The sequence below is a fragment of the Adhaeribacter aquaticus DSM 16391 genome (genome assembly GCF_000473365.1).
GTDB lineage: Bacteria > Bacteroidota > Bacteroidia > Cytophagales > Hymenobacteraceae > Adhaeribacter > Adhaeribacter aquaticus.
Map to the genome: position 1 here is coordinate 3,576,992 of NZ_KI421517.1, position 22,593 is coordinate 3,599,584.

The 22,593-nt window shown below is 38.6% G+C and carries 20 protein-coding genes; 10 read left to right on the forward strand and 10 right to left on the reverse strand.

Going from position 1 to position 22,593, the window contains the following annotated elements; genetic code table 11:
* Positions 1-118: 118 nt before the first annotated feature.
* On the reverse strand, positions 119-634 hold the full coding sequence (locus ADHAQ_RS0118065) for a hypothetical protein (protein WP_157433455.1): 516 nt from the start codon (positions 632-634) through the stop codon (positions 119-121).
* Positions 635-673: 39 nt separating this feature from the next.
* On the opposite strand from ADHAQ_RS0118065, the gene ADHAQ_RS0118070 reads away from it, so the two are divergent.
* The gene (locus ADHAQ_RS0118070; RefSeq protein ID WP_026464139.1) at positions 674-916 is read left to right on the forward strand and encodes a hypothetical protein; all 243 of its coding nucleotides are present in this window, start codon (positions 674-676) and stop codon (positions 914-916) included.
* A 163-nt stretch (positions 917-1,079) separates the two neighbouring features.
* Here ADHAQ_RS0118070 and ADHAQ_RS0118075 read toward each other — a convergent pair whose 3' ends face one another.
* Positions 1,080-2,534, reverse strand: a complete 1,455-nt coding sequence (locus tag ADHAQ_RS0118075; protein WP_026464140.1) for a phytoene desaturase family protein — start codon at positions 2,532-2,534, stop codon at positions 1,080-1,082.
* A gap of 208 nt (positions 2,535-2,742) precedes the next feature.
* On the opposite strand from ADHAQ_RS0118075, the gene dnaG reads away from it, so the two are divergent.
* The 6 genes from dnaG to ADHAQ_RS0118105 all read left to right on the forward strand — a co-directional run bounded on the left by dnaG (position 2,743) and on the right by ADHAQ_RS0118105 (position 9,352).
* Complete coding sequence (dnaG, locus tag ADHAQ_RS0118080; protein ID WP_026464141.1) at positions 2,743-4,653, forward strand: DNA primase; 1,911 nt, start codon at positions 2,743-2,745, stop codon at positions 4,651-4,653.
* A gap of 65 nt (positions 4,654-4,718) precedes the next feature.
* Entirely contained in the window at positions 4,719-5,090 is a 372-nt protein-coding gene (locus ADHAQ_RS26195) for an ion channel (RefSeq protein WP_281172391.1), read from the forward strand.
* Between the two features lie 304 nt (positions 5,091-5,394).
* A complete protein-coding gene (locus ADHAQ_RS0118090) occupies positions 5,395-5,694 on the forward strand; it encodes a hypothetical protein (protein ID WP_026464143.1) in 300 nt (99 codons plus the stop codon).
* A 287-nt stretch (positions 5,695-5,981) separates the two neighbouring features.
* Positions 5,982-7,151 carry a glycosyltransferase gene (locus tag ADHAQ_RS0118095; RefSeq protein WP_026464144.1) on the forward strand — a complete coding sequence of 390 codons (1,170 nt, stop codon included), beginning with the start codon at positions 5,982-5,984 and terminating at the stop codon, positions 7,149-7,151.
* A gap of 82 nt (positions 7,152-7,233) precedes the next feature.
* Positions 7,234-8,436: a bifunctional 3,4-dihydroxy-2-butanone-4-phosphate synthase/GTP cyclohydrolase II gene (locus ADHAQ_RS0118100; RefSeq protein WP_026464145.1), complete on the forward strand. Its 1,203-nt coding sequence runs from the start codon at positions 7,234-7,236 to the stop codon at positions 8,434-8,436.
* Between the two features lie 229 nt (positions 8,437-8,665).
* A complete protein-coding gene (locus ADHAQ_RS0118105; RefSeq protein WP_026464146.1) occupies positions 8,666-9,352 on the forward strand; it encodes a hypothetical protein in 687 nt (228 codons plus the stop codon).
* Between the two features lie 142 nt (positions 9,353-9,494).
* On the opposite strand, the gene ADHAQ_RS0118110 is transcribed toward ADHAQ_RS0118105, so the two are convergent.
* The 3 genes from ADHAQ_RS0118110 to ADHAQ_RS0118120 form a co-directional block, all read right to left on the reverse strand.
* The gene (locus ADHAQ_RS0118110) at positions 9,495-11,723 is read right to left on the reverse strand and encodes an outer membrane protein assembly factor BamB family protein (protein ID WP_026464147.1); all 2,229 of its coding nucleotides are present in this window, start codon (positions 11,721-11,723) and stop codon (positions 9,495-9,497) included.
* A gap of 357 nt (positions 11,724-12,080) precedes the next feature.
* On the reverse strand, positions 12,081-13,313 hold the full coding sequence (locus tag ADHAQ_RS0118115) for a multidrug effflux MFS transporter (RefSeq protein WP_026464148.1): 1,233 nt from the start codon (positions 13,311-13,313) through the stop codon (positions 12,081-12,083).
* Positions 13,314-13,522: 209 nt separating this feature from the next.
* Positions 13,523-14,428, reverse strand: coding sequence for a magnesium transporter CorA family protein (locus ADHAQ_RS0118120; protein WP_026464149.1), 906 nt, complete (start codon positions 14,426-14,428; stop codon positions 13,523-13,525).
* A gap of 286 nt (positions 14,429-14,714) precedes the next feature.
* On the opposite strand from ADHAQ_RS0118120, the gene surE reads away from it, so the two are divergent.
* Together surE and nhaA are read left to right on the forward strand one after the other, a co-directional pair.
* The gene (gene surE, locus ADHAQ_RS0118125; protein WP_026464150.1) at positions 14,715-15,491 is read left to right on the forward strand and encodes a 5'/3'-nucleotidase SurE; all 777 of its coding nucleotides are present in this window, start codon (positions 14,715-14,717) and stop codon (positions 15,489-15,491) included.
* A gap of 103 nt (positions 15,492-15,594) precedes the next feature.
* Positions 15,595-16,785: a Na+/H+ antiporter NhaA gene (nhaA, locus tag ADHAQ_RS0118130; RefSeq protein ID WP_026464151.1), complete on the forward strand. Its 1,191-nt coding sequence runs from the start codon at positions 15,595-15,597 to the stop codon at positions 16,783-16,785.
* 4 nt (positions 16,786-16,789) lie between these two features.
* On the opposite strand, the gene ADHAQ_RS0118135 is transcribed toward nhaA, so the two are convergent.
* Both ADHAQ_RS0118135 and ADHAQ_RS0118140 read right to left on the reverse strand, forming a co-directional pair.
* Positions 16,790-17,224 (reverse strand): response regulator, encoded by a 435-nt coding sequence (locus ADHAQ_RS0118135; protein ID WP_026464152.1) that lies wholly within the window; start codon positions 17,222-17,224, stop codon positions 16,790-16,792.
* 25 nt (positions 17,225-17,249) lie between these two features.
* On the reverse strand, positions 17,250-18,731 hold the full coding sequence (locus ADHAQ_RS0118140; RefSeq protein WP_026464153.1) for a sensor histidine kinase: 1,482 nt from the start codon (positions 18,729-18,731) through the stop codon (positions 17,250-17,252).
* A 434-nt stretch (positions 18,732-19,165) separates the two neighbouring features.
* On the opposite strand from ADHAQ_RS0118140, the gene ADHAQ_RS0118145 reads away from it, so the two are divergent.
* On the forward strand, positions 19,166-19,426 hold the full coding sequence (locus ADHAQ_RS0118145) for a hypothetical protein (RefSeq protein WP_157433456.1): 261 nt from the start codon (positions 19,166-19,168) through the stop codon (positions 19,424-19,426).
* 105 nt (positions 19,427-19,531) lie between these two features.
* On the opposite strand, the gene ADHAQ_RS0118150 is transcribed toward ADHAQ_RS0118145, so the two are convergent.
* The 3 genes from ADHAQ_RS0118150 to ADHAQ_RS0118160 all read right to left on the reverse strand — a co-directional run bounded on the left by ADHAQ_RS0118150 (position 19,532) and on the right by ADHAQ_RS0118160 (position 22,566).
* Positions 19,532-20,614, reverse strand: coding sequence for a sensor histidine kinase (locus ADHAQ_RS0118150; RefSeq protein ID WP_026464155.1), 1,083 nt, complete (start codon positions 20,612-20,614; stop codon positions 19,532-19,534).
* Positions 20,615-20,994: 380 nt separating this feature from the next.
* Positions 20,995-21,303, reverse strand: coding sequence for a hypothetical protein (locus ADHAQ_RS0118155; RefSeq protein WP_157433457.1), 309 nt, complete (start codon positions 21,301-21,303; stop codon positions 20,995-20,997).
* Between the two features lie 153 nt (positions 21,304-21,456).
* Positions 21,457-22,566: an endonuclease/exonuclease/phosphatase family protein gene (locus ADHAQ_RS0118160; RefSeq protein WP_026464157.1), complete on the reverse strand. Its 1,110-nt coding sequence runs from the start codon at positions 22,564-22,566 to the stop codon at positions 21,457-21,459.
* Positions 22,567-22,593 lie beyond the last annotated feature (27 nt).

Below are 22,593 nucleotides of genomic sequence, written 5' to 3' on the forward strand. Positions count from 1 at the left end.
AAAGATACTAAATGTTTACCAGAAAAGCTTATTCTATTCTGTTTTGATAGATTTTCCTATTCTTAAATAAGCCATTATAAAGCCTGTATTTTCCTAAAAATAAATTTAGCGCGTTCACTTAAAATGCTACACCAAACATGACGGCCAAGGTTAAAGAAGAAGGTTGGTCGTTGCCAAACCGTAAAGCCAAAGGGAGTGCTCCATAAAAATTACTGCCTTTATTCCTGATTAAAACTTTAGATAAAATAGGAGTTACTCCGTATCTGCCGGAGGTTTCAAAGGCAACCCGACCAGCAAAATTGAACCCATTGCCTAAAGCTACCAGCACCCCGGGATGGATCATAACATTATTCATTTTACTGATGTTATTTTCTACTCTTATCATAGGGGTGACTTCCAAAGAAAACCCGATTTTAGGGCTTTTCCAGATATGGATGCCACTTGGTATGGCAACAGTATAAAAATCTTTGAAATTTACAGAAGTACCTTCTTTGCTAAAGGTAATTACTGGGTGTGCCAGGCCAGCAAATCCGGCAAGTCGTGGATAGGTTACAGGTTGGGCTTCTTGTCCCGAGGCTTTATAAGAAAGAAGTAGGCTGAAAAATAAAAAAATGCTGTAGAATCTAATCAACACAATACAATATTAAGATCTTTAATAATACCTCCTTAGCTAATGGCTACAAATATAGGTATTGTTCAGATTGGTCCGGTGCTTCCTTTGATAGAATCGAAAATTGCAAGGCAAAATTACGTGTTTGAACCGGCCATTCAATTAGTAAATATAATCCCCAAATGTTCGCCGGAACAGATAGGCTTCTTTAAAACTTGGTTACCTTATAAGGACAGCTTGTCACGTATTTCTCTCCACTCCAGCACCATAACCAGATCACAAGGATACAGAATAGATTATTTTTAAATGGAATAAAATTAAATAAAGTGAGGATTTCCCATTTGAAGCTATTAACCAGAAAACAGCATGGCTTTCCCTAATTTTTTACAATGCAGGTAAATTAGGCCGTAGCAAAATTACTATCATTTATCCTTTTTAGAAGGATTGTTACTGTAAAGCGCCATTGAAGTTAAATTTTAGTTTTAGGCTGAAGCTTAAAAATATCTTGCAAGGCCCTTGTGGCCGCATGGTACCCACACATGCCATGTACACCGCCCCCCGGAGGAGTAGAAGAAGAGCAAATATAAAGACCTTTGGCAGAGGTGCGGTATGGAGAACGCCTTAACGCTGGACGGGTAAAAAGCTGTCCAACATCTATTACACCGCCGTTAATGTCGCCACCAATATAATTAGGGTTATGTTCCTGCATTTGCACCGTGTTCATGGTATGTTTGGCAAGTATCCTGTCCCGGAAGCCTGGTGCAAAACGTTCAACCTGTTTTTCAATGGCATTCGTCATATCCATGGTGGATCCATTGGGTACGTGGCAATAAGCCCAGGCCGTATGTTTGGTGGCCGGAGCCCTTAACGAGTCGAACTGGCTTGGTTGAGCTAGTAAAACAAAGGGCTTATCCGGGTGTTTCCCCTGCCATGTTTGATTTTCAGCAACTGCAATTTCTTCTAAGGTGTTACCTAAGTGTACGGTAGCGGCCTGGTTACATTCAGGCGAGGTAAATGGTATAGGGCCATCCAGGGCCCAATCAACTTTAAATACCCCCATGCCATAGCGGTAGTTTTGTAGTTGTCTGGTATAGAGAGAAGAAAATTTTAGCCCTGCGATTTGCAGCAATTGTTTAGGAGTTACATCAAATAACACAGCATGAGCCGAAGGTAATTGTACCAATGACTGAACATAAAAATTGGTTTCAATTTTACCTCCCAAAGAAGTAAAATAAGAAGCTAAGGCATTAGCGATGGTTTGGGAGCCCCCTTGGGGAATAGGCCAGCCGTTTAAATGAGCCGCCGCCATTAGCACCAAACCTATGGCTGAAGTAGTAATCTTGGATAAAGGTTGCATGGAGTGAGCTGCCATACCGGCCCACAATCCCCGGGCTTCTCTTGTTTTAAAACGATTAGCCAGAAAAGTTGCCGGTTTTATAGCTTGTACCCCAAATTGAGCCATATTAATAGGGTGTTTGGGAAAAGTTAATGGACCTAAAATATCCGGCGCTAAGCCGGTCCAGTTTTTTACAATTGGCTGCATGAGATTTTCATAAGCCTTGGCATCGGGACCAAGTAACCGGGCTGTTTCTAGAAGTGAGTTTATTAGCAAAGCGGCTCCTCCGGTATCTACTGGATGGGCGGCCGAAAATTCCGGGTAAATAAACTCTAATCCGTGTTGGTGTAACGGTAACTTTGCCAGAAACGGAGAACTGGCTGCTAAAGGATGAATAGCCGAGCAGACATCATGCTGAAAGCCTGGAAGCGTTAAAGCTTTGGTTCGTAAACCGCCGCCTATGGTTTCTTTGCCTTCCAGTATTAAAACAGATAGTCCGGCTTCCTGCATGGTTATGGCCGCAGCAAGCCCATTAGGACCAGAACCAATTACAACTGCATCAAAATCTTTTTTTTCTAAAACTTTCACACTTAAGTAAGGTTAGCCTTGGCAGAATAATAGATCAAATATACTGTTATTGCCGAAATCAGTTATAAGATAACAAAGCGTAAAATATAAGCTGGAAAGAAAATAGTCAGGTTAGAAGTTTAGCAAAGTTGGGTTTGGTACAATTGCCGGGTTAAAGATGAAATCTTGTTTGGTTGTGTTATCTTTGTTTTAAGATTATTTAATTTCCATGTCGCGCATTCCTAAAGAAACTGTTGACCAGATAATTGCCCAGGCTGATATTGTAGAAGTGGTTGGTGATTTTGTTTCCTTAAAGAAAAAGGGACAAAACATGTGGGCTCCCTGCCCGTTCCACCACGAAAAATCCCCTTCTTTCTCCGTATCGCCGGGCAAAGGAATTTATAAATGCTTTGGTTGCGGTAAGGCTGGTAATTCCGTGCAGTTTATTATGGACGTTGAGGGTATTGGCTATGTAGAAGCCCTTAAATATTTAGCACGCAAATTTTCTATTGAAATACAGGAAGAAGAAACGCCGGAATTAAACCAGGCTCAAAGCGATCGGGAAAGCCAGTATATCCTGTCCAATTTTGCCAAAGAGTATTTTCAGGATGTATTATTAAACCACGAGCAAGGTAAAAGTATCGGAATGCCTTATTTGCAGGAGCGGGGTTTATCTGTAGCTACCATTAAAAAATTTGAATTGGGTTATAGCCTGGAAGCCTGGGATGGTCTTACATCTAAAGCTTTAGCGCAAGGGTACCAAAAACAATATTTGGAAAGTACTGGTCTTACCATTTTTAAAGAAGATAAGCAATACGACCGTTTCCGGGCCCGGGTCATGTTTCCCATTCACAATGTGTCCGGCAGGGTGCTAGGGTTTGGTGGGCGTACCTTAAAATCGAACGATAAAACGCCTAAATATGTAAACTCACCGGAGTCAGATATTTACCATAAGAGTGATGTGCTGTATGGTCTTTATCAGGCTAAGCAGGCCATCCGGAGCCAGGATTTATGCTACATGGTGGAAGGCTATCTGGATGTTATTTCCTTAAGCCAGGGCGGGGTGGAGAATGTGGTAGCCTCCTCCGGAACTTCCTTAACTGAAGGCCAGATAAAATTAATTGGGCGCTACACCAAGAACATAACGGTGCTTTACGATGGTGATGCGGCAGGTATAAAAGCCTCATTGCGCGGAATTGATTTAATTTTAGAAGGAGGCTTAAATGTAAACGTGGTGCTTTTTCCGGATAAAGAAGATCCGGATAGCTACATTCGGCGGGTAGGGGATACGGCGTTTAAAAATTATATAAATGCCAACGCCAAAGATTTCATTTCCTTTAAAACAGAGTTATTATCGCAGGAAGCCCAGCATAACCCGGTTAAAAAAGCAGAAGCCATCCGGGATATTCTGGAAAGTATTGCTAAGGTTCCGGATTCTATCAAACGCGCTGTTTTTTTTCAGCAATGTGCCACCATTTTTGGCATTGAAGAGCAGGTATTAATAACGGAATATAATAAATTAATAAAACAGGAACGGCAAAAGCCAGTAGTTCCGGCAGGTTTTATACCGGCAGAAGAACCAGTAGCAGAAGTTAAGCCAGCAGAAGACGTAACTTCAGATGATGCTATTTTATTACACCACGAGCGGGAAGTTATACGGTTATTAGTAAATTATTCGGCTTCCAAATTGCCGGAAGATACTCCTTTTTTACCGTATTTCCTGGAGCAGTTAGAAGATCTTGAATTTAAGACGCCAATATACAGTCGTCTGTATAATATTTTTAAGGAAGCCGCAGCTTATTCCCCTTTCGTTTCTCCTGACTATTTTATAAATCATCCGGATGCCGAAGTTAGGCAAGAGGCTATTAGTTTATTAACGGAACGGTTCGATTTAAGTCCTAACTGGGAAACCCACCAAATTTTTGTACCCAAAGAGGTAGAGTTATTGCAGTTTGCTGCTGATACGGCCGTGCTTAGGCTTAAATGGCGTAATGTACAGCACATGATCCGGGAAAATATGGAATTATTAAAAGTAGAAAAAGATCCGGGGGAGGTTACAAAGCAATTAACTATATTAAAGACATTGCAGCAGTACGAAATTGAGATAGGTTCTCAGTTAGGAATTGTAGTTTCCAGGTAATATTTCAATACAATAAGTTATTAAAACTTTTAATTGCTCAAGGATTAGCGATCACCAGTATTGTAATAGGTGTTTCGGGATATTTGTGGATGGAGGGCTTTACTTTTCTGGAGGCCTATTACATGACTGTGCTTACCATATCTACAGGTAGTTACAAGGAAGTGCATGACCTTACTCCCAGCGGGAAGATTTTTAATTCTTTCTATATATTATTTAATCTGGCCACTTTTGCTTATCTGATTACCATCATTAGTTCTTATATTTTTGAAGGGGAATTACGCAATATTTTTAAAAATTATATGACAGATCAGGATCTTAAAAAATTTACAGGTCATACTATTGTCTGTGGATTTGGCCGAAACGGGAGTAAAGCTTGTCAAGAATCTCGATGTTGGAAGAACTTACCTATAAAATTTCAGGGTTTCCCTGTAAAATAAGCTTTTTTAGACCTTGAAATTAAAAATAATACTAAATCTACTAAAGTATTTATATAAAAATATTCTAATTAATAAAAAGGTTGTTGAAATCAATTGAATTAAATAAAAACTAAAAAGGAAGGTATTATTTTTTATATTTTATTTTTTTTATAACATTTAACCATTTTTCAGAAATAATAATTATTAAAAAATACATTTTGCCTTGCCAACTAATATATAAACATATCGTAATAACTGATTATAATACAATTTGCATGGGATATTTTTAAAGCCTTGCCATAAAGTAATCTTAAATTAGAAAACGATGATAAAATTTATAGTAGCAGTTGGTATGGCATTATTGACAACCTCTGCATTCGCACAAAACGCAACCATTCAAACTAAGACTAAAACTAAAACTAGTGTAAAACAGGGAAGTTCTGTAAATCATGGTACCCGGGTTAGTACAACTGCCAAAGCTACACCTTCCGGTACACACACTAACAAAGGTGCTGCCGTAAGTGCCACCGCCCGTTCAAACAACGGAGGAGCCACCAGGTCGACAAATACTAGCTCTAACCGAACCTATCATAAAAACACCACTGTGCGGGTAAAAAATAAATAGGTACTTTATTTTATTAAGACATAAAAACACCGGGTTTATGAGCCGGTGTTTTTTTTGTTTTAATCTTAACTTTTATGGGTAACTATTAGTATGTAAAAGCACCTGGTAGTCCAGCTGAAGCAACCTAACTGGTTAAGTAGACCTATTCATAAAAATATTCAATATGCTCTACGTAACTGAAAACAAAGAGTAGTAGGGTAGGTATTTATTATCAAATTTGATTTAATTTGTTTCAGCTTCAATAAAATACATGAATATAAAGGAGTTAAGGTACCGGATTTTTTAAAATGAAAATATTATTTCTGACTTCTCGGGTACCCTATGAATTAGATAAAGGAGATAAATTACGAGCTTTTCACCATATAAAGCACCTTTCCCAAAGGCACGAAATAATTCTTTTTTCTTTAAGTGATGAGCCTATACCTGCGGAGGCCAAAAGTGCCTTAGAGGTTTACTGTGTGGAGGTAGTTTTTTATCCTATCGCGCATAATAAGGCTTTAAATGGGATGGCAGTTGCTTTGCCAGGCAATTTGCCTATGCAGGCAGCTTATTACTACAACAAAGGTGCTCAGCAAAAATTGGATAAACTTGTAAAGCAGCAGCAGCCCGACCATATATTTTGCCAATTAGTGCGCATGGCCAAATATGTAGAAAAGTATACCCACATTCCCAAAACCCTGGATTATATGGATGCTTTGTCTAAAGGAATGGAGCGGCGTATTAAAACAGCTCCTTTTTACCAACGACCTTTTTTCGTATTGGAGTCGAGGCGATTAAGAAAATTTGAATCTGAATTATTTGACTGGTTTAATAATAAAACTATTATTTCGGAACAAGACCGGTATTTTATAGAACATACCCATAAGTATACCATCCAGGTGGTACCCAATGGGGTAGATACCCAGTTTTTTATTCCGGATAAAAGAGAAACCCATTTTCAAATCCTTTTTGCCGGGAACATGCGATATGCTCCTAATATAGCGGCGGCAGTATTTCTGGTAAAAAAAGTAATGCCATTGGTATGGCCTTATTTTAAAGAAGCAAAAGTTTTAATTGCCGGTAAAAACCCTGCCCCGGAAGTAAAAGCTCTGGCCTCGTATAAAGTGCAGGTTCTTGCCGACCTGGCGGATATGCGGGAAGCCTATAATGATGCCCAAATTTTTGTAGCTCCATTATTTTTAGGATCAGGTTTACAAAATAAGATTTTGGAAGCTATGGCCATGGGATTGCCTTGTGTAACAACCAGTCAGGTAAATAATGCCATTGGGGCTAAAAAGGTGGAGCAGGTTTTAATTGCAGAAACCCAACAAGGGTTTGCAGCCCATATTTTGTATTTGCTTCATCACCCGGATGAGGCAGAAGCCTTGGGGTTAAGCGGGCAAAAACTGGTACAAACCCAGTATGACTGGGAAACGGTTACCAGCCGGCTCGAAGCTTTAATTAATCCGGTTGTCTAATACATTTCTAAAAACTTATATTTCCTTACCTTTGTTCCGTATTTAAGCAGTAAGCTTATTTTCTTTAAAGAGGAGAAGAATTATGTTTGATAAAATTGAAGATGCCATAACCGATATAAAAGCAGGTAAAGTGGTAGTGGTTGTTGACGACGAGGACCGTGAAAATGAAGGTGACTTTATTTGTGCCGCTCGCACTGTAACCCCCGAAATTATAAATTTTATGGCTACTCATGGCCGCGGATTAATATGTTGTCCTTTAATAGAGGATCGTTGCGAGGAGTTAGGTTTGGAATTAATGGTGGGTAGAAACACCGCTCTGCATGCCACTCCTTTTACCGTTTCGGTTGATTTGATTGGCCATGGTTGCACCACTGGTATTTCGGCGAGTGACCGGGCCAAAACTATATTAGCACTTATTGATCCAAAAACAGACCCGGAGTCGTTAGGAAAACCGGGGCATATTTTTCCATTGAAAGCACAGAAGGAAGGTGTATTACGTCGGACTGGTCATACCGAAGCAGCCATTGATCTGGCACGTTTAGCTGGTTTTGAGCCTGCCGGAGTATTGGTAGAAATCATGAATGAAGATGGAACCATGGCGCGGCTGCCTGATTTGGTAGAAGTAGCCAAGCGATTTAATTTAAAGCTTATTACCATAAAGGATTTGATTAAGTACCGGTTACAGGCCGAGAGTTTAATAACCCGGGAAATTGCCGTTGAACTACCTACGGAGTTTGGTAATTTTGACTTGTATGCTTTTACCCAAAGGAGCAATGGCGCCAAACACTTAGCTTTGGTAAAAGGATCCTGGGAAGAAGGTGAACCTGTTTTGGCAAGGGTACACTCTTCCTGTGTTACAGGCGATATATTTGGTTCTTGCCGCTGCGATTGTGGACCCCAGTTACATAAAGCCATGCAAATGATAGAGGAAGAAGGGAAAGGCATAATTGTATACATGAATCAGGAAGGCAGGGGCATAGGCCTGCTAAATAAATTAAGAGCATATAAACTGCAGGAACAAGGCCTGGATACAGTAGAAGCAAACTTAGAACTAGGCTTCAGAATGGACGAACGGGATTATGGGGTAGGAGCCCAAATTCTTCGGGATTTAGGGGTTTGTAAAATGCGTTTAATTTCCAATAATCCGAAGAAACGTACGGGCTTAATTGGGTATGGACTAGAGGTAGTAGAAAATGTGCCAATAGAAATTGCTCCAAACCAGCACAATCAGAGTTATTTAACAACTAAGCGTGATAAGCTGGGCCACGATATATTAAAAAAATAATAAGTAAAACTTCTGTTTTAGATAATACTTTTAATTAATAGAACAAACTATATAATATTATGTAAATCCTATTTAGCCTGTATCAAATATAATTATAAAAACGTATATTTATTCAGGCTGTGGGATAGAAAACAGAAGGGAAGAAGCCACAGTAGAACAAAACGAATCTCGGAAGAACTGTTTAATGCCGGAGGTAAAACTTCGGCATTAAATTAAAAAAGTATAAGTTATGTTTCGTCGTCGCTACCTCCGTCTTTTAGCCTTTCTGGCTATTTTATTTTATTCTTCTCTTCAGGCGCTTTTTGCACAACGCCTAGATATTCAGGAGTGGCCGAAGGGCCGTATAGTGCTTGTTTCCGGCGATACTTTATATGGACCTATCACTTACCATCGATCGGAAGATATTATTCGGATTACTTTAGAAGATGGCTCCATTGGAGCTTATGCACCTGTAAATGTAATTAGTTTTACAGTTACCGATGATAATAACCGCTATACCCAAACCTTTAAACCTTTTCTTTGGAACCGGGGCAACGATTACAGTGATTATAAAGCACCTGCTTTCTTTGAATTAGTTAATGAAGGACAGTATACGTTGGTAAAAAGAGAAATGGTTACTACCCAGAATACCATCAACAATTATCCGATGTATGCAGGATATGGCCGTTATTATGATCCCTACGGATATAGTAACTATGGCCCTCGTTACCAAACTATAATTATAGATTTACTTTACTTGTATACCCCCGAGAAAAAAATAAAAGCTTTACGTAATCCAAAGCGGGACCTGGAAGATTTATTTAACGACCAGAATAAAGAAAAGGAAATGAAAGAGTTTGTAAAAAATAATAATCTTTCCTACAATAACACCCGGGATTTGGCTCTTATTGTCAGACATTATAACAGTTTATTATAGGTGTAATGAATTAAATTTTTTAGATAATTATATTTTTCTATTTTATATTTTAGGGTATAAAACAAAATCCAGAAAGGCTTTAAGCCTTTCTGGATTTTGTTTTTTTATAAAGAATTTAACTTTATAGAGCTGCAATAATAGGTTAAGGAAGCGCGAAAGCTACGTAATAGCCACCAGGTTTAGTACCATACCTTACCCCGCCACATGCAATGGCTACGTATTGTTTACCATTTACCATATATGTAATTGGAGTAGCAAAACCACCGGCGGGTAATTTATGCTCCCAAACTACTTTACCGGTTTTTTTATCAAAAGCTCTTAACTTTTCATCGTAAGTAGCAGCAATAAAAACCAGCCCTCCAGCAGTTACTACCGGACCTCCATGGTTTTCGGTACCTGTTATTGGCATACCCTTTTTAGTTAGCTCTGGGTATTCTCCTAAAGGAACTTTCCATAAGTATTCGCCAGTGTTCAGGTCAATGGCGTTAAGGGTGCCCCAGGGCGGCTTAATAGCCGGATATCGTTCATTATCCCGGAATTGAGTATACCCATTATTCAGGAATGGCGGTACGTATGGGAATTCATCACCTTTATTGGCCGCTGCAGTTGGCATGGCATTATGAAAATCAGTAGCTGATGAAGCTGTAGCATTCCCGGTTTTCTCTGTATTTAATAGAAAGCTTATGATTGATTCCCGATCAGCATCTGGTATATGGGAGAAAGAAGGCATCCGACCACGACCTGTTTTAATGATAGAGGTAATCTGATCTTTATTTAAGCGCTTCCCTACATCTGTCAGCACCGGATAAGCCTGGGCACCATCGCCCCCACCAGAGCCTTTGCCATCTACGCCATGGCACACCGCACAGTTTGAGTTGAATAAGGTTTTACCACGCGTGGCAGTAGCGCCTGTATTGGCGCCACGCATATCGCGCATTTTTAACCACCAAAGCATATCATTGGAGTTTACATAGAAAATGCCATCCGGATCTGCGGCGGTACCGCCCCATTCGGCGCCCCCTCCAAATCCAAATAATAAAGATCCCTGGGTACTGGGTGGTAAATATTTGCTGCCTTGTAAACCACTTTTAAATCTTTCTAGTACATAGGCACGCGCTTCCGGTGTCCGGTCAGTTAAAATATCTTCTGTAACCTCTTGGCGAGAAAATGGTGCTGGTTTGGTTGGTATTGGTTGCGTTGGCCATGGTTGTTCGCCTGGTAAGGCCGGAGACGTAGGCACCGGAACTTCATTCACCGGAAATACAGGTGTACCAGTATCCCGGTCAAATACAAATACCAGCCCGTCTTTAGTGGCCTGGGTTACCACATCAATTGTTTTACCATTTTGCTTAATGGTCATTAAATTTGGCGGACAAGGTAAGTCTCTATCCCATAAATCGTGGTGCTGCGTCTGAAAATGCCATTTACGTTTTCCGGTTTCTGCATCTAAGGCCAGTACGCAGTTAGCAAATAAGTTTTGCCCGTGGCGTTCACCACCATAAAAATCTACAGAGGCCGAACCAGTACCGGTAAAAATAGTACCACGTTTTTCGTCAAGTACTAAGCCGCTCCAGCAGTTGGCACCTCCCATTTTTTTATAAGCATCCTTAGGCCAGGTTTCGTAGCCGTATTCTCCTGGAAGCGGAATGGTATGGAATACCCATTTTAATTCTCCGGTCCGGATGTTGAAAGCACGGATATAGCCTGGAGCCGCATCTCCGTATTCTGATACCCGGGAACCGGTAATTAATAAATCTTTATAAATAACGCCTGGGGTTGTAATATCAACCGATAGATTGGTTACATCATGGCCTAAAGTTTCTTTGTCTCCTAAACCAACGTGTAAATCAACTTCACCATTAGTACCAAATGTTTTTATTTGTTCTCCGGTTAAGGCATTTATAGCATATAGAGAAGAGCCAACAGAATATATTATACGCTTATCGGCCCCGTCTTCCCAATATAAGACACCTCGGATAGCGTGGAATTTAGGTTTTTTGTTAGGATCAGCAAACGGATCAAATTTCCAGATTTCTTCGCCGGTGGTGGCTTTAACCGCGAATAATTTCATCTTTGGAGTAGCTCCGTAAACAATCCCATTTACCTCAATTGGCTGACATTGAATATCTATACCTCTTTCATTCGGGTTTTTATTTTCTCCGGTGTCATAGGTCCAGGCCAATTGCAAGTTCTGAACATTAGAGGTATTAATTTGGGTGAGGGGAGAATAACGGTTACCGGCTTTGTTGCCACCGTAGGAATCCCAGTTGGCATCTTTTTGCGTGCTCAAGGCATTTTTTTCTCTGCCGGAGTTCACGCAACTGCCCAATAGCAGTAGCCCGACTGCCAATGGTTTTAAAGGGTACTTCATCTACTTTATTTGTTATTTGGTGGTGGAAGAATATTAATAATGTTAGCTCAAAAATAAATTGCGCCTAATATAAGGCTTAAAATATTTACAGCCAATTTTTTAAAAACCTGCTCTTATTCTAAAACGATGGTTTACTCATATTCTTATAAAAACAATAAAGAGGTTTTTTGGGCAAGTGACGTAGGTAAACATGCTAGCATCATTAATTTTCTTAGTTAAGAAATTATAAAGCAGAGTGCCTAGCTTTTTAGGCTCCAGAAAGGAGCAAGATTGGGGAAAGTAGGATTTCAAATACAGTTGTAGGTATTATACTCCACTTCTTTATACATCGTGTTTAAAGCAAGTGGAGTAAAATGCCTATACCAAAATTGGCGATTCTTCTTCCATGCTAGCATGGCTTGATCGATATTGCGCCAGCTTTTTGCCTGAAAGTAAAAGCGTTAAACCTGTTACGGCGCATACTGTCATCATCCCTACCATAGGAATGGCCGTATTATTATGCAAAGCACTTACAGCGGCCGAAACTAAACCACCCATTCCCATCCGGAAGCTACCCATTAAAGCGGCAGCGCTTCCGGCTAGCCTGGAAAACGGAGCTAAGGAAAGGGCAGAGGCATTTGGGTTAGTAAGTCCCTGACCCGATAAAAAAATAAACATCAATATCAATAAACTGTATTTATTATACCAGCCTGCCCAGGTACCCAATACTAAAACCAGACCCACTACTGTTTGGTAAGAAAGCGTAACCAATATAATTTGCTCACTCTTAAAATGCTTTAGCAAAATATGGTTTAATTGAGTAGAGCCAATCATAGCAAAAGCAATGAAAGCAAAGATCCAACCGTATTCCTGCTCACTTACCTTATAAAAATTCATGAATACATCCGGAGAACCTGCTATATAAGCAAAAGGAGCAGCCGTGGCAATGCCTCCGGCCAAGGTATACACCAAAAACTGAGGCTGTTTTAAAACGGCAAAATAATTAGCTAATACTACTTTAGGGTGTAAGGATAAAGTTGGATCAGGTTTACGCCCTTTAGGTAGTACAAAATGAATGGCAATTAAAATTAAGGCTGTTATACCTCCTAATATCACAAAAATAGCGTGCCAGCCGAAAGCCATGGTGACATAACCCCCAACCGTAGGCGCAATCATTGGCGAAATAGCAATCACCAGGGTCAGTAGGGAGAATATCTGAGCTGTTTTGTCAATAGGAAATAAGTCGCGGACTAATGCCTGAGCCGCTACCATACCGGCACAACCCCCAATAGCCTGAAAGAACCGCATTATAATTAAGTTTTCTACTGTTGTACTTAGGGCACAGGCAATAGAGGCAATTAAATAAATACTAAGCCCAATGTACAATGGGAGCTTGCGGCCATACCGATCCAACAGCGGACCATATAATAACTGGCCCAGCGAAATGCCGATTAAATAACCGGTCAAGGAAAGCTGAACCTGGTCAATGGTGGTATTTAAATCTTTGGCAATTGCCGGAAATCCCGGCAAATACATATCGATGGAGAAAGGACTTATAGTAGAAAGTAATCCTAAAATCAGAATAATAAAAAAGTATCTCTTGCTCAGCATGATTTCAAAATAATTGGCAAAATAAGCTTTTTACCTACGGCGGTTTGATTGGTGAAGTCAGGAAAAAGTCATAATTATTTGCCAAAAGTAGAAATATTACTATTAAGAGTATGTTAAATTATACAAGTTACTAAAGGTGCAACTGGCAATAATTTTTAACAAAACAAAAAGAGCTAATCAGGTGAAAAAGAAGGGGATGTGAGGACAAATTAAAGCCATTCCTTTTTCTTTACCCAAATATATATGCCAATGGTTATTAGAAGCATCACCAAAATTACTACCGGATAGCCATAGCGCATGGTTAGCTCAGGCATGTACTTGAAGTTCATGCCATATATACCAACTATAAAGGTAAGCGGAAGGAAAAATACTGAAAATATGGTAAGGACCCGCATTATTTCGTTTGTGCGCTGCGAGGCCAGACCAATATATATATTAAGTAAGTTGTTGGTGCTGTTATCTATTTCTTCGTACATGGTTAACAGGCGAAGAAAAACGTCTTTTGCATCCTGAATATTTGGATCGTATTCTTTCTCCCGGCTTAGATTATCCAACACAATTTTAGATAAATTAAGAATTCTTTTAGAAACTTCTGCTTTACGTTTTAACCAATACATGCCATTGGTAAGCGGATAATTATAGGTGCGCCGTAAAAATACTTTAGATTCAAAATAATCCAGGTCGGCTGCTAATTTTAAAGCCGGTTTTTCAAATGTTAGCAGCACTTCCTTTACCAACTGAATAAATAAATCATAAGGTTTAAGGCACTGGTCAGTATCTACAAATATTCTTTTAATCTCTTCCAGAAAAGGATATTTCAAACGATGTACTGTAATGAGAAAGTTATCGCCATAGAAAATGGCAATTTTATTGGTTAAATCCTGTACTGTATCTCCTTCAGCACCTACTTCTTTATCAAAAACCCGGATTATAGCAAAAATAGAATCGTTTATTACTTCATATTTGGGTAAGTGATCTGGTTGTAAAGAATCTAGTACAGCTGCCGGATGTAATTTATACTTATCGCTGATTTCCATAAAATCAGCTTCTGTCGGGTCTGTAACATCTACCCATTCCCAAGTGCAAGTACTTTGTTCTGTCAGATTTCTTACCATTTAAAAAGGCAATTTTTATGAGTTACGGAAAGACTACTTTATTTGATATGCAGGATAAATTAAATGCTTAAGGTAGAATTCGGGACTTACTCCACTGGAATTGGAAGTTGTAACGGTTTCGTTGCTGATTAATAGGTTTTTGTAATTGTTTAAGGATTTTTATAGAGCTTCCCTAAGTAAAAAATGAGTAAGTCCTTCCTGTTTATGAATAGAAAGGTAACATTGATAGATTTGCTTTAGTAAAAGGAGGAGCCTAATTTGGCAACCTCATATTAAACAGGAAAATATGCCTAAGCCTTTAATTTTAGTATCTAACGATGATGGTATAACTTCTCCCGGTATCCGGACGCTGGTAAATGTCATGAAAAAAATCGGTGATGTAGTAGTAGTCGCTCCCGATAGTCCGCAGTCTGGTATGGGGCATGCCATTACAGTAGGTAACACTTTACGGTTAGATAAATCATTAGCCTTTAGCGATGTAGAGGCATGGGAATGTTCGGGTACGCCTGCCGATTGTGTTAAAATGGCCAAACATTATGTACTGAAAGAACGCCAGCCAGATTTAGTAGTAAGCGGCATTAACCATGGCTCTAATTCCAGCATAAGTGTATTGTATTCTGGTACCATGTCGGCAGCGATTGAGGCCGCGATAGAAGGGTTACCGGCCATTGGCTTTTCTTTATGCGATTTTGGCCATGACGCTGATTTTTCGCATACGGAAGAATTTGTAGAACATATTGCCCGCGAAGCGCTAAAGAATGGGATTCCGGTAGGTACTGCTTTAAATGTGAATTTTCCTAAAAAGTCTAAAAAGAAAATTGCGGGTATAAAAGTTTGCCGCCAGGCTAATGCCCGGTGGGAGGAGGAGTTTGATGAACGGGTAGATCCGAATGGCCGCCGGTACTTTTGGTTAAGCGGGAGTTTCGTAAATCCGGATCAAGGGGAAGACACAGATGAATGGGCTTTAGCTAATAATTTCGTTTCTATTGTTCCCTGTCAATTTGATATGACAGCCTACTTTGCTATGACCAGGTTAAATAATGAATGGGATTTAAAAGCTTAAGCTACCTTTTGCTAAAATAAGCTTTGGCTAATATATAAATAAAACAATCTATTATTCGTTTTACGTAAGAGGTGAAATATTAAAAGATATAAACAGAGGTGAAATGGTTAAATTTATAAACCTAAGAGTATTTAAAGACTTTTTTCAGTCCAGTACAGCTGGTGGTTTTATATTAATTGCTTGTTTGGTTATCTCGCTGCTGATCGCCAATTCTCCTTTGGGAGCTGGTTTCGAGAATTTTCTGACGCAGGAAGTAGGTTACCAATCCGAATCTCTGTTCTTACGGTATTCTGTTTTGCTATGGATTAATGATGGTTTAATGGCTATCTTTTTTCTGCTGGTTGGCTTAGAGATAAAACGGGAATTGGTAGAAGGCGAGTTGTCTACCTTCAAAAAAGCTTCATTGCCGGCCTTTGCAGCTATAGGTGGCATGGTAGTACCAGCCCTGTTTTATGCCCTTTTCAATAGTGGTACACCAACAGCCAATGGTTGGGGCATACCTATGGCCACCGACATTGCTTTTGCCATTGCAGTACTTTCTATACTAGGTAACAGGGTTCCGGTTTCTTTAAAAGTATTTCTAACGGCATTGGCTATTGTAGATGACTTAGGTGCTATTCTGGTGATTGCCATTTTTTACTCTACCGAGCTCCACCTGGATTATCTGCTTTATGCTGCCGGAATCTTTTTTTTACTTATTGCATTTAACCTTTTTGGGGTGAAAAGTATAATTATGTATTTAGTACCGGGCGTATTTATGTGGTATTTTATTCATCATTCCGGGGTACATGCTACCGTGGCAGGCGTACTTACGGCTTTAACTTTACCAACTACCCCCGATGCTAAAGAATCGCCTTTAGAAAAACTAGAGCATGGCTTAATTAAACCCGTGAATTTTCTCATAATGCCCATATTTGCCTTAGCTAATACTAATATCAGGTTTGAAAGTGGTATGGTGGAAGGGTTAACCAGTAACCTTGGATTAGGAATAATTGTAGGTTTATTATTAGGTAAACCTTTAGGTATTACTCTTATGTCTTGGTTATCAGTAAAATCAGGGGCTAGTATATTGCCGGTAGGTATAAAATGGAAGCAAATAATTGGTGCTGGTCTTTTGGCGGGGATAGGTTTTACAATGTCAATTTTTATTACCCTTTTGTCTTTCCCGGAATTAGAATTCCAAACAGAAGCCAAATTTTCAATATTAGTAACCTCCATGTTAGCGGGACTTCTGGGATATATTTTCTTACATAAAGTAGGTAAGAAAATATATCCAGATCCGCTTACTACCTAATAACTTATTTTAATTTTAAAAGATCCAGAAACAAGCTGAAGGTATCTATAGTTGCGCCGTTTTGCCCACCAAACTGCTCAAAGGAAAGCGGCTTTTCAATATAACCACTAACCCCTAAATTTTTGGCTGCCTCCCGGTCCACATCCTCCGTGGAGGTAGTCATAATAAATACATTCAGACTTTTTAAAATAGGATCTTGCCGAATTTCAGTTAAAAATTCAATACCATTCATGCGGGGCATGTTAATATCGAGCATAACTACACTAGGCAACGGGGAAATCCGGGAGTAGCCTTCAGCTCGTAGCATATCTAATGCCTCGCGGCCATTTCTTGCTTTATGCAAAGGAAGGTTAATATTTAATTTTTTTAATTCGCGCTCTACATTTCGTTCATCTATGTAGTCGTCTTCAATCAACATTAAGCTTACGTTTTCGGCCATTTATACTGTAGTAATTGTTATAATTCTATTTATTAAATGTTTTTGGCCAGGTAAAAGTAAAGGTGGCACCTTTGCCCAGTTCAGATGTAACAGTTATTGTGCCGCCATGCCGGTCTATTATTTTCTTCACAATTGCTAAACCAACTCCGGTGCTTTCCACTGCGTCCCGTTCCTGTAAAGTCTGAAACACAATAAAAATGCGCTCATGGTATTCCGCATCGATACCTGGTCCATCATCGGTAACGGAAAAGCTATAATGTTGGTTATTGTCCTGACAGCTTATGGAAATAAGTCCTTTGGGCTTATCATGATATTTTATGGCATTGCTGATTAAGTTAGAAAAAACTTGCTGCAAATGAAAACGAACGGTATAAATGGTTGGCATTTCAGTAAGTATTTCTATTGCAATATGCTTGGGTGCCGAAAGCAGATCAATTGTTTCTAGTAAAAGGTCTTTCACGTTTACGACCTCTTGCAACTCCTTGCCTCTGCCAATTCGGGCTAACGCTAATATTCCATTAATTAAATTTTCCATCCGGTGCACCCGGGTTCGCATCAACCGCAGGTATTCCTGAACGTTTTCCGGTAGATTGTCTCCCAGATCTTCTTCTATCCACTTCGAAGCATTATCTATTCCCCGTAAAGGTGCTTTTAAGTCGTGCGAAACAATGTAAGCAAACTGATCTAGTTCCTTGTTTTTGGCTTCCAGTTCCTCAATGGTAGATTGAATGGTAAAAGCCATAATGTTAAGAGATTTAGATAAGTTACTAAGCTCATCCTGGGAGAAATCTTCTATCTGAACCTGGTATTTCCCTTGGGAAATATTTTGGGCATGCTTTACCATGGTTACAATCCGGCGGGTAATACTTTTGCTGATGTAATACGCCCAGCTTAACCCCACAAAAACAGAAAGTATGGTTAAAACAAACGAAATAAGCCGGGTTCGCTTAATGCTGCTACTCAACTTATCAGCCCTTTCCTGCCTTACTTTATATTCTATTGCATTAAAATCCCGGAAAAGCGTACGCATCTCATCTACCATTTGCCGACCCTGCAAGTTGAGTAAATCATCAGCATTTTTTAATTCCTTAATACCCGAAGTAATATTTGAGTTTTGGGTTCTTTTCTCCCTGATTAAAGGATCAGAAAAATGATTATACCATTGGTAATGAATTTCCCGGATTCTTTTTATTTGGCGAGTTTGCTCGGGGGAGTCTTCTACTAGTTTGGTTAAACTAGAAAACATATGAGGAAGCTCTTTGGCCGCTTCCGTGTAGGGCTCCAGGAAAGCCTCATTACCAGTCAGTAAAAAACCACGCATTCCGGTTTCCATGTCGGTAATGCTTAATTGTAAGGCAGCCGAACTTCTGCGTACCTCCTGTGACTTAGATAACCAACTGCTGTTTTCTAATACATCTTCAGATAATCTGAAATTAAGGATGGAGGCTGCCGTGAAAATGAAACAGATAATTACAAATCCGGCAAATAATTTGGTAGATAACTTCATTCTTAATTTAGTTTAACCAGAACTAAAAACAACCAATCGTACTAACTATTAAGGCACAAAGCTACGTGCAAAATGGTATTCATTCCTTTTAATTACAAAATAAATTGCCATGAGTAAAGATGATTCACCTACTACCGGACCTGTAGCTGGCTTGAAATGAGGGAATTACTTACGGTGCATTTTAAAAAATTCTTGAAAATAAAAATATATAGCAGCCTAAAAAGAGGCTTCTATAAAAAGAGAATTAAATTAAGTTAAAGTATAATATCTAATTAGTTGAAATTTAGGATTTTATACTATTAGACTCATGGGTTATTTAATGTTGAGCCCGGATGTATTTGGTTAAAGAGAGCTAACCTTTTTCCTGAAATGGCTGTAATTCGTAATAATTTTATTATATTAGAATATTGTTTCACCTAACCCCACCTTAAGTTATGTCTACTTCTACATGCCCAAAGTGTACTAATTCCTCAATAGAGGTGATCAACAAAAGGCCTCATAATCAAAATTTTAAATTGCTTTTTGTGCAATGTGGCCAGTGTGGTTCAGATTTAGGTACCATCGATAACCAGCAAGCAACAGAATCTTGGCCAGCTATTAACAGTACTGGCAGTTCTTCTTTTTTTCAGACAGATACTTTTGGTAGTAATTCAGAATCGGTAATGACCTATTCCAATTTCACTTTGCCAAACTAACTAAAGGCTAGAATGCTTATAGCTATTTATCGTAATTGAAAGATTAATCAATAAAAGGGGAGCTGTTGTTAAGTAGCTCCTTTTTTTATTTAAATTTAATTTATATTAAAAATCCAAAACCGGAAAAGTGAGATAAAATGTGGTGCCTTTATTTTCCTCACTTTCAAAGGTGATATTTCCTCCTTGCAACTCCACCAAATCCTGGATAATAGATAAACCTACGCCATTTGGTTGTTCACCGTTTAAACCAGGACGCATCGCTTTCTTATCTTTTTTGTTAAATAAATAAGGGTGTAGTTCTTTTGGTATGCCTATCCCAGTATCCGAATGGGTGATAATCAGCTTAGATTCTTGCTGCTCAACGGCAATAGAAATTTTTCCTTCCGGAGGAGTAAACTTGATAGAATTAGTAATTAGGTTATTCATAATTTGAACAAACTTAATTGGATCTAATTCGCCAATTATTTTATCGTTGGGACCCTTAATTTCTATAGCCGTTTTGATAATTTTAGATTTATAAAAGGTTTCGGCTACTTCTGTTACTTTATTTACTATATCAAATCTTTCTTTATTCACCGCAATAGCTACTGAGCTAATATGTTCATCGTTTAGCACATCGTTTATTAGGTTAAGGCAGTCTTCGTAGGCCCGGTTTAAAATATTTATATAGTTCTCTACTTCTTCGTACGCTTTAGTATGATGATCTAGTTCTAATAAACCAGAAACACCTTTAACAATAGCAAGGGGGCTTTGTAAATCATGAGCTATTATCTGTAAAACATTGTTTTTCTTCCGGCCAAACTCCAACAGGTATTCTAAATATTGCGCCTGTTGGCTTACATCTTCTGCTTTGCCGGCTATAGCTTTTACCTGCCCCTTTTCATCCTCAATCGGATAAGCATCTAGTCGAATTCTTTTTTCTTTTTCTTTCGAAAATTTTAGATCAAATTCTAATTTAGAAACTGAGCCTTTACAAACTTTATCAAAGCGCATTTTTACAGCTTCCAGGTCATCGGGATGGATGCGGGAAAGTAAAAGGCTAGGGGAAATTAGGATATCTTCTTTTTTCTCCTCCCAAACAGATTCCAGGGCTTGGCTCAGGTAGTCAAATTTTCCGGTAGATAGGTTATACAAAAAGAAGATTTCGGAGCTGGACTTATCTATTTGTTCTAGAAGGTTTGGTATCATGCTATCCAGTTGAGGTATAGTGCTGTACGTGTTATAAATTCCTAATTAGTTAGGAGTTTATAGGTTATTCAAGATTCTGATTGGGTAATACGTAGTTCTGGCGAAAAAAGGTAATTGGCTTTAGATGTATTTAAGCTCTGCTGCTAGGGGACTAAGCGCAGGCAATGGGGAAAAACAAATTGATTGCTTAAATCACGGATTAAGCAAAATAAGCATCAATATGAAGAAAAGTAGTTTAGGAGGAAAAGTAGTTTAAGAGGAAAATTTATGCTTGTATTCCAATAAGGGGTTGAAAAACGTAAACAAAAAAAGCTGCGGTAAGGCAGCTTTTTTTTATATTTTTTAATAAATTAAAATACGGTTTTCAATAGAAGTAGCTATCAATCCCAGTAAACTTGAGGACCGGCTAAATCTAATTTATCTTCTTTTAAAGCTACACAATCTGCTGTTAAAGCTTCATGAAACAGTTTTATTATTACTTTGTTAGTACCCATTATTTCTAAATAATGGCAAATGGTTTCTAATCGCATCAAATAAGGAAAGGTATTGCTTCTGGCCATTAACTCTTTAATATCATTACTCAATTGAGGTAACTCATCAAAGCTCACTGAATACACTTTAATTGTTTTTAACAGCCTTTCAACGATGAATTCATATTTAATTTCCAACGCCTTCTCTTGCAATATCATAACCATAGTTTAATAAGTTTTATATATTGTAAAATTAACACTTATTAAAAATCTGTTTTGTAGGTAGTTATACTTAAAAATGTATTTATATATACTTAATTATTTTAGTAGAACTACCCATGCAAAAGATGATGAAATTTCGCCTTCTTAGCTTTATTTTATCTCCATGTAACAGGAAAGCGGGAAATGATCAGATAAATTTACCTCTTGTTTATCAAACCGGGTGCTGGTTATTTTTTTGTCGTGCAGCATATAATCAATCCGCAGCATTGGTATTAAGCCATTATAGGTGTTGCCAAAACCCTGGCCGCTTTCTACAAAGGCATCATTTAAATTATTCCGTATTTTATTATATGTGTAAGAGGAGGGTGGATCATTGAAATCGCCGCAGATTATAACCGGATATGGGGAGTTCTTGATATGATGGGCTACAATATCTACCTGATGCGATCTTTTAATAGCCCCCGTTTTAAGTCGCTGCAAGATAGACCGAGTGGCCAACCATTTTTTTTCTTTCTTGTTTGGTTGATCTAAAAACTCATAATCTTCTTTTTTTAACCTGTTAGACTGAAAATGAACATTATAAACCCGAACAGTATCTTCATTTATTTTAATATCCGAATAAATACATAGGTTATTGGTAACTTCTCTAAATAAAATACTACCCTTATTAACTATAGGAAACCGGCTAAATGTAGCAATGCCCCAGTAGTCGGCCCCATTTTTTATTTTAGTATAAGTTACATGAACATTTGGGATATGCAGTAATTGTTGCAGGCTATCCAGATTATTCATCCCTTTTCTTTTAGTGGAGGTATAAAATTCCTGTAGACACAGAATGTCGGCATTCTCGTCCTGCAAAAAAATAAATATCTGATCTTTTGTTTCTGGCCTGCCCGTCCACCGGTATAAATCAAAAAGGCGGGTATTAAAAGTTAGTACCTTGAAAACATCTTTAGATTTTAAAACAGGTATCTCGCCTAGTTGTAGCTGCACCTGGTTACTTAAATTGGGGAGCCCGGCCATTATAACTATAAATGAAATCAGCACTTCCCATTTAAAGAGTATAAGCCAATAAATTATAAACAGAATATTAATAACTAATAAATAGGCGTAGGCTATTCCTACTAAGGCAACTGGCCAGGCCAAAGCCGGGCTTATGTAAGAAGCCAGTATGGAAATGCCTAAAAGAAAGGCTGCAACAATATTTAAAAGTAAAATAAACCGGTAAGACCAAGGTTTAAAAGGCTTTTTAAGTTTCAAGTACTTTAGTATTCAAATATTTTTTAA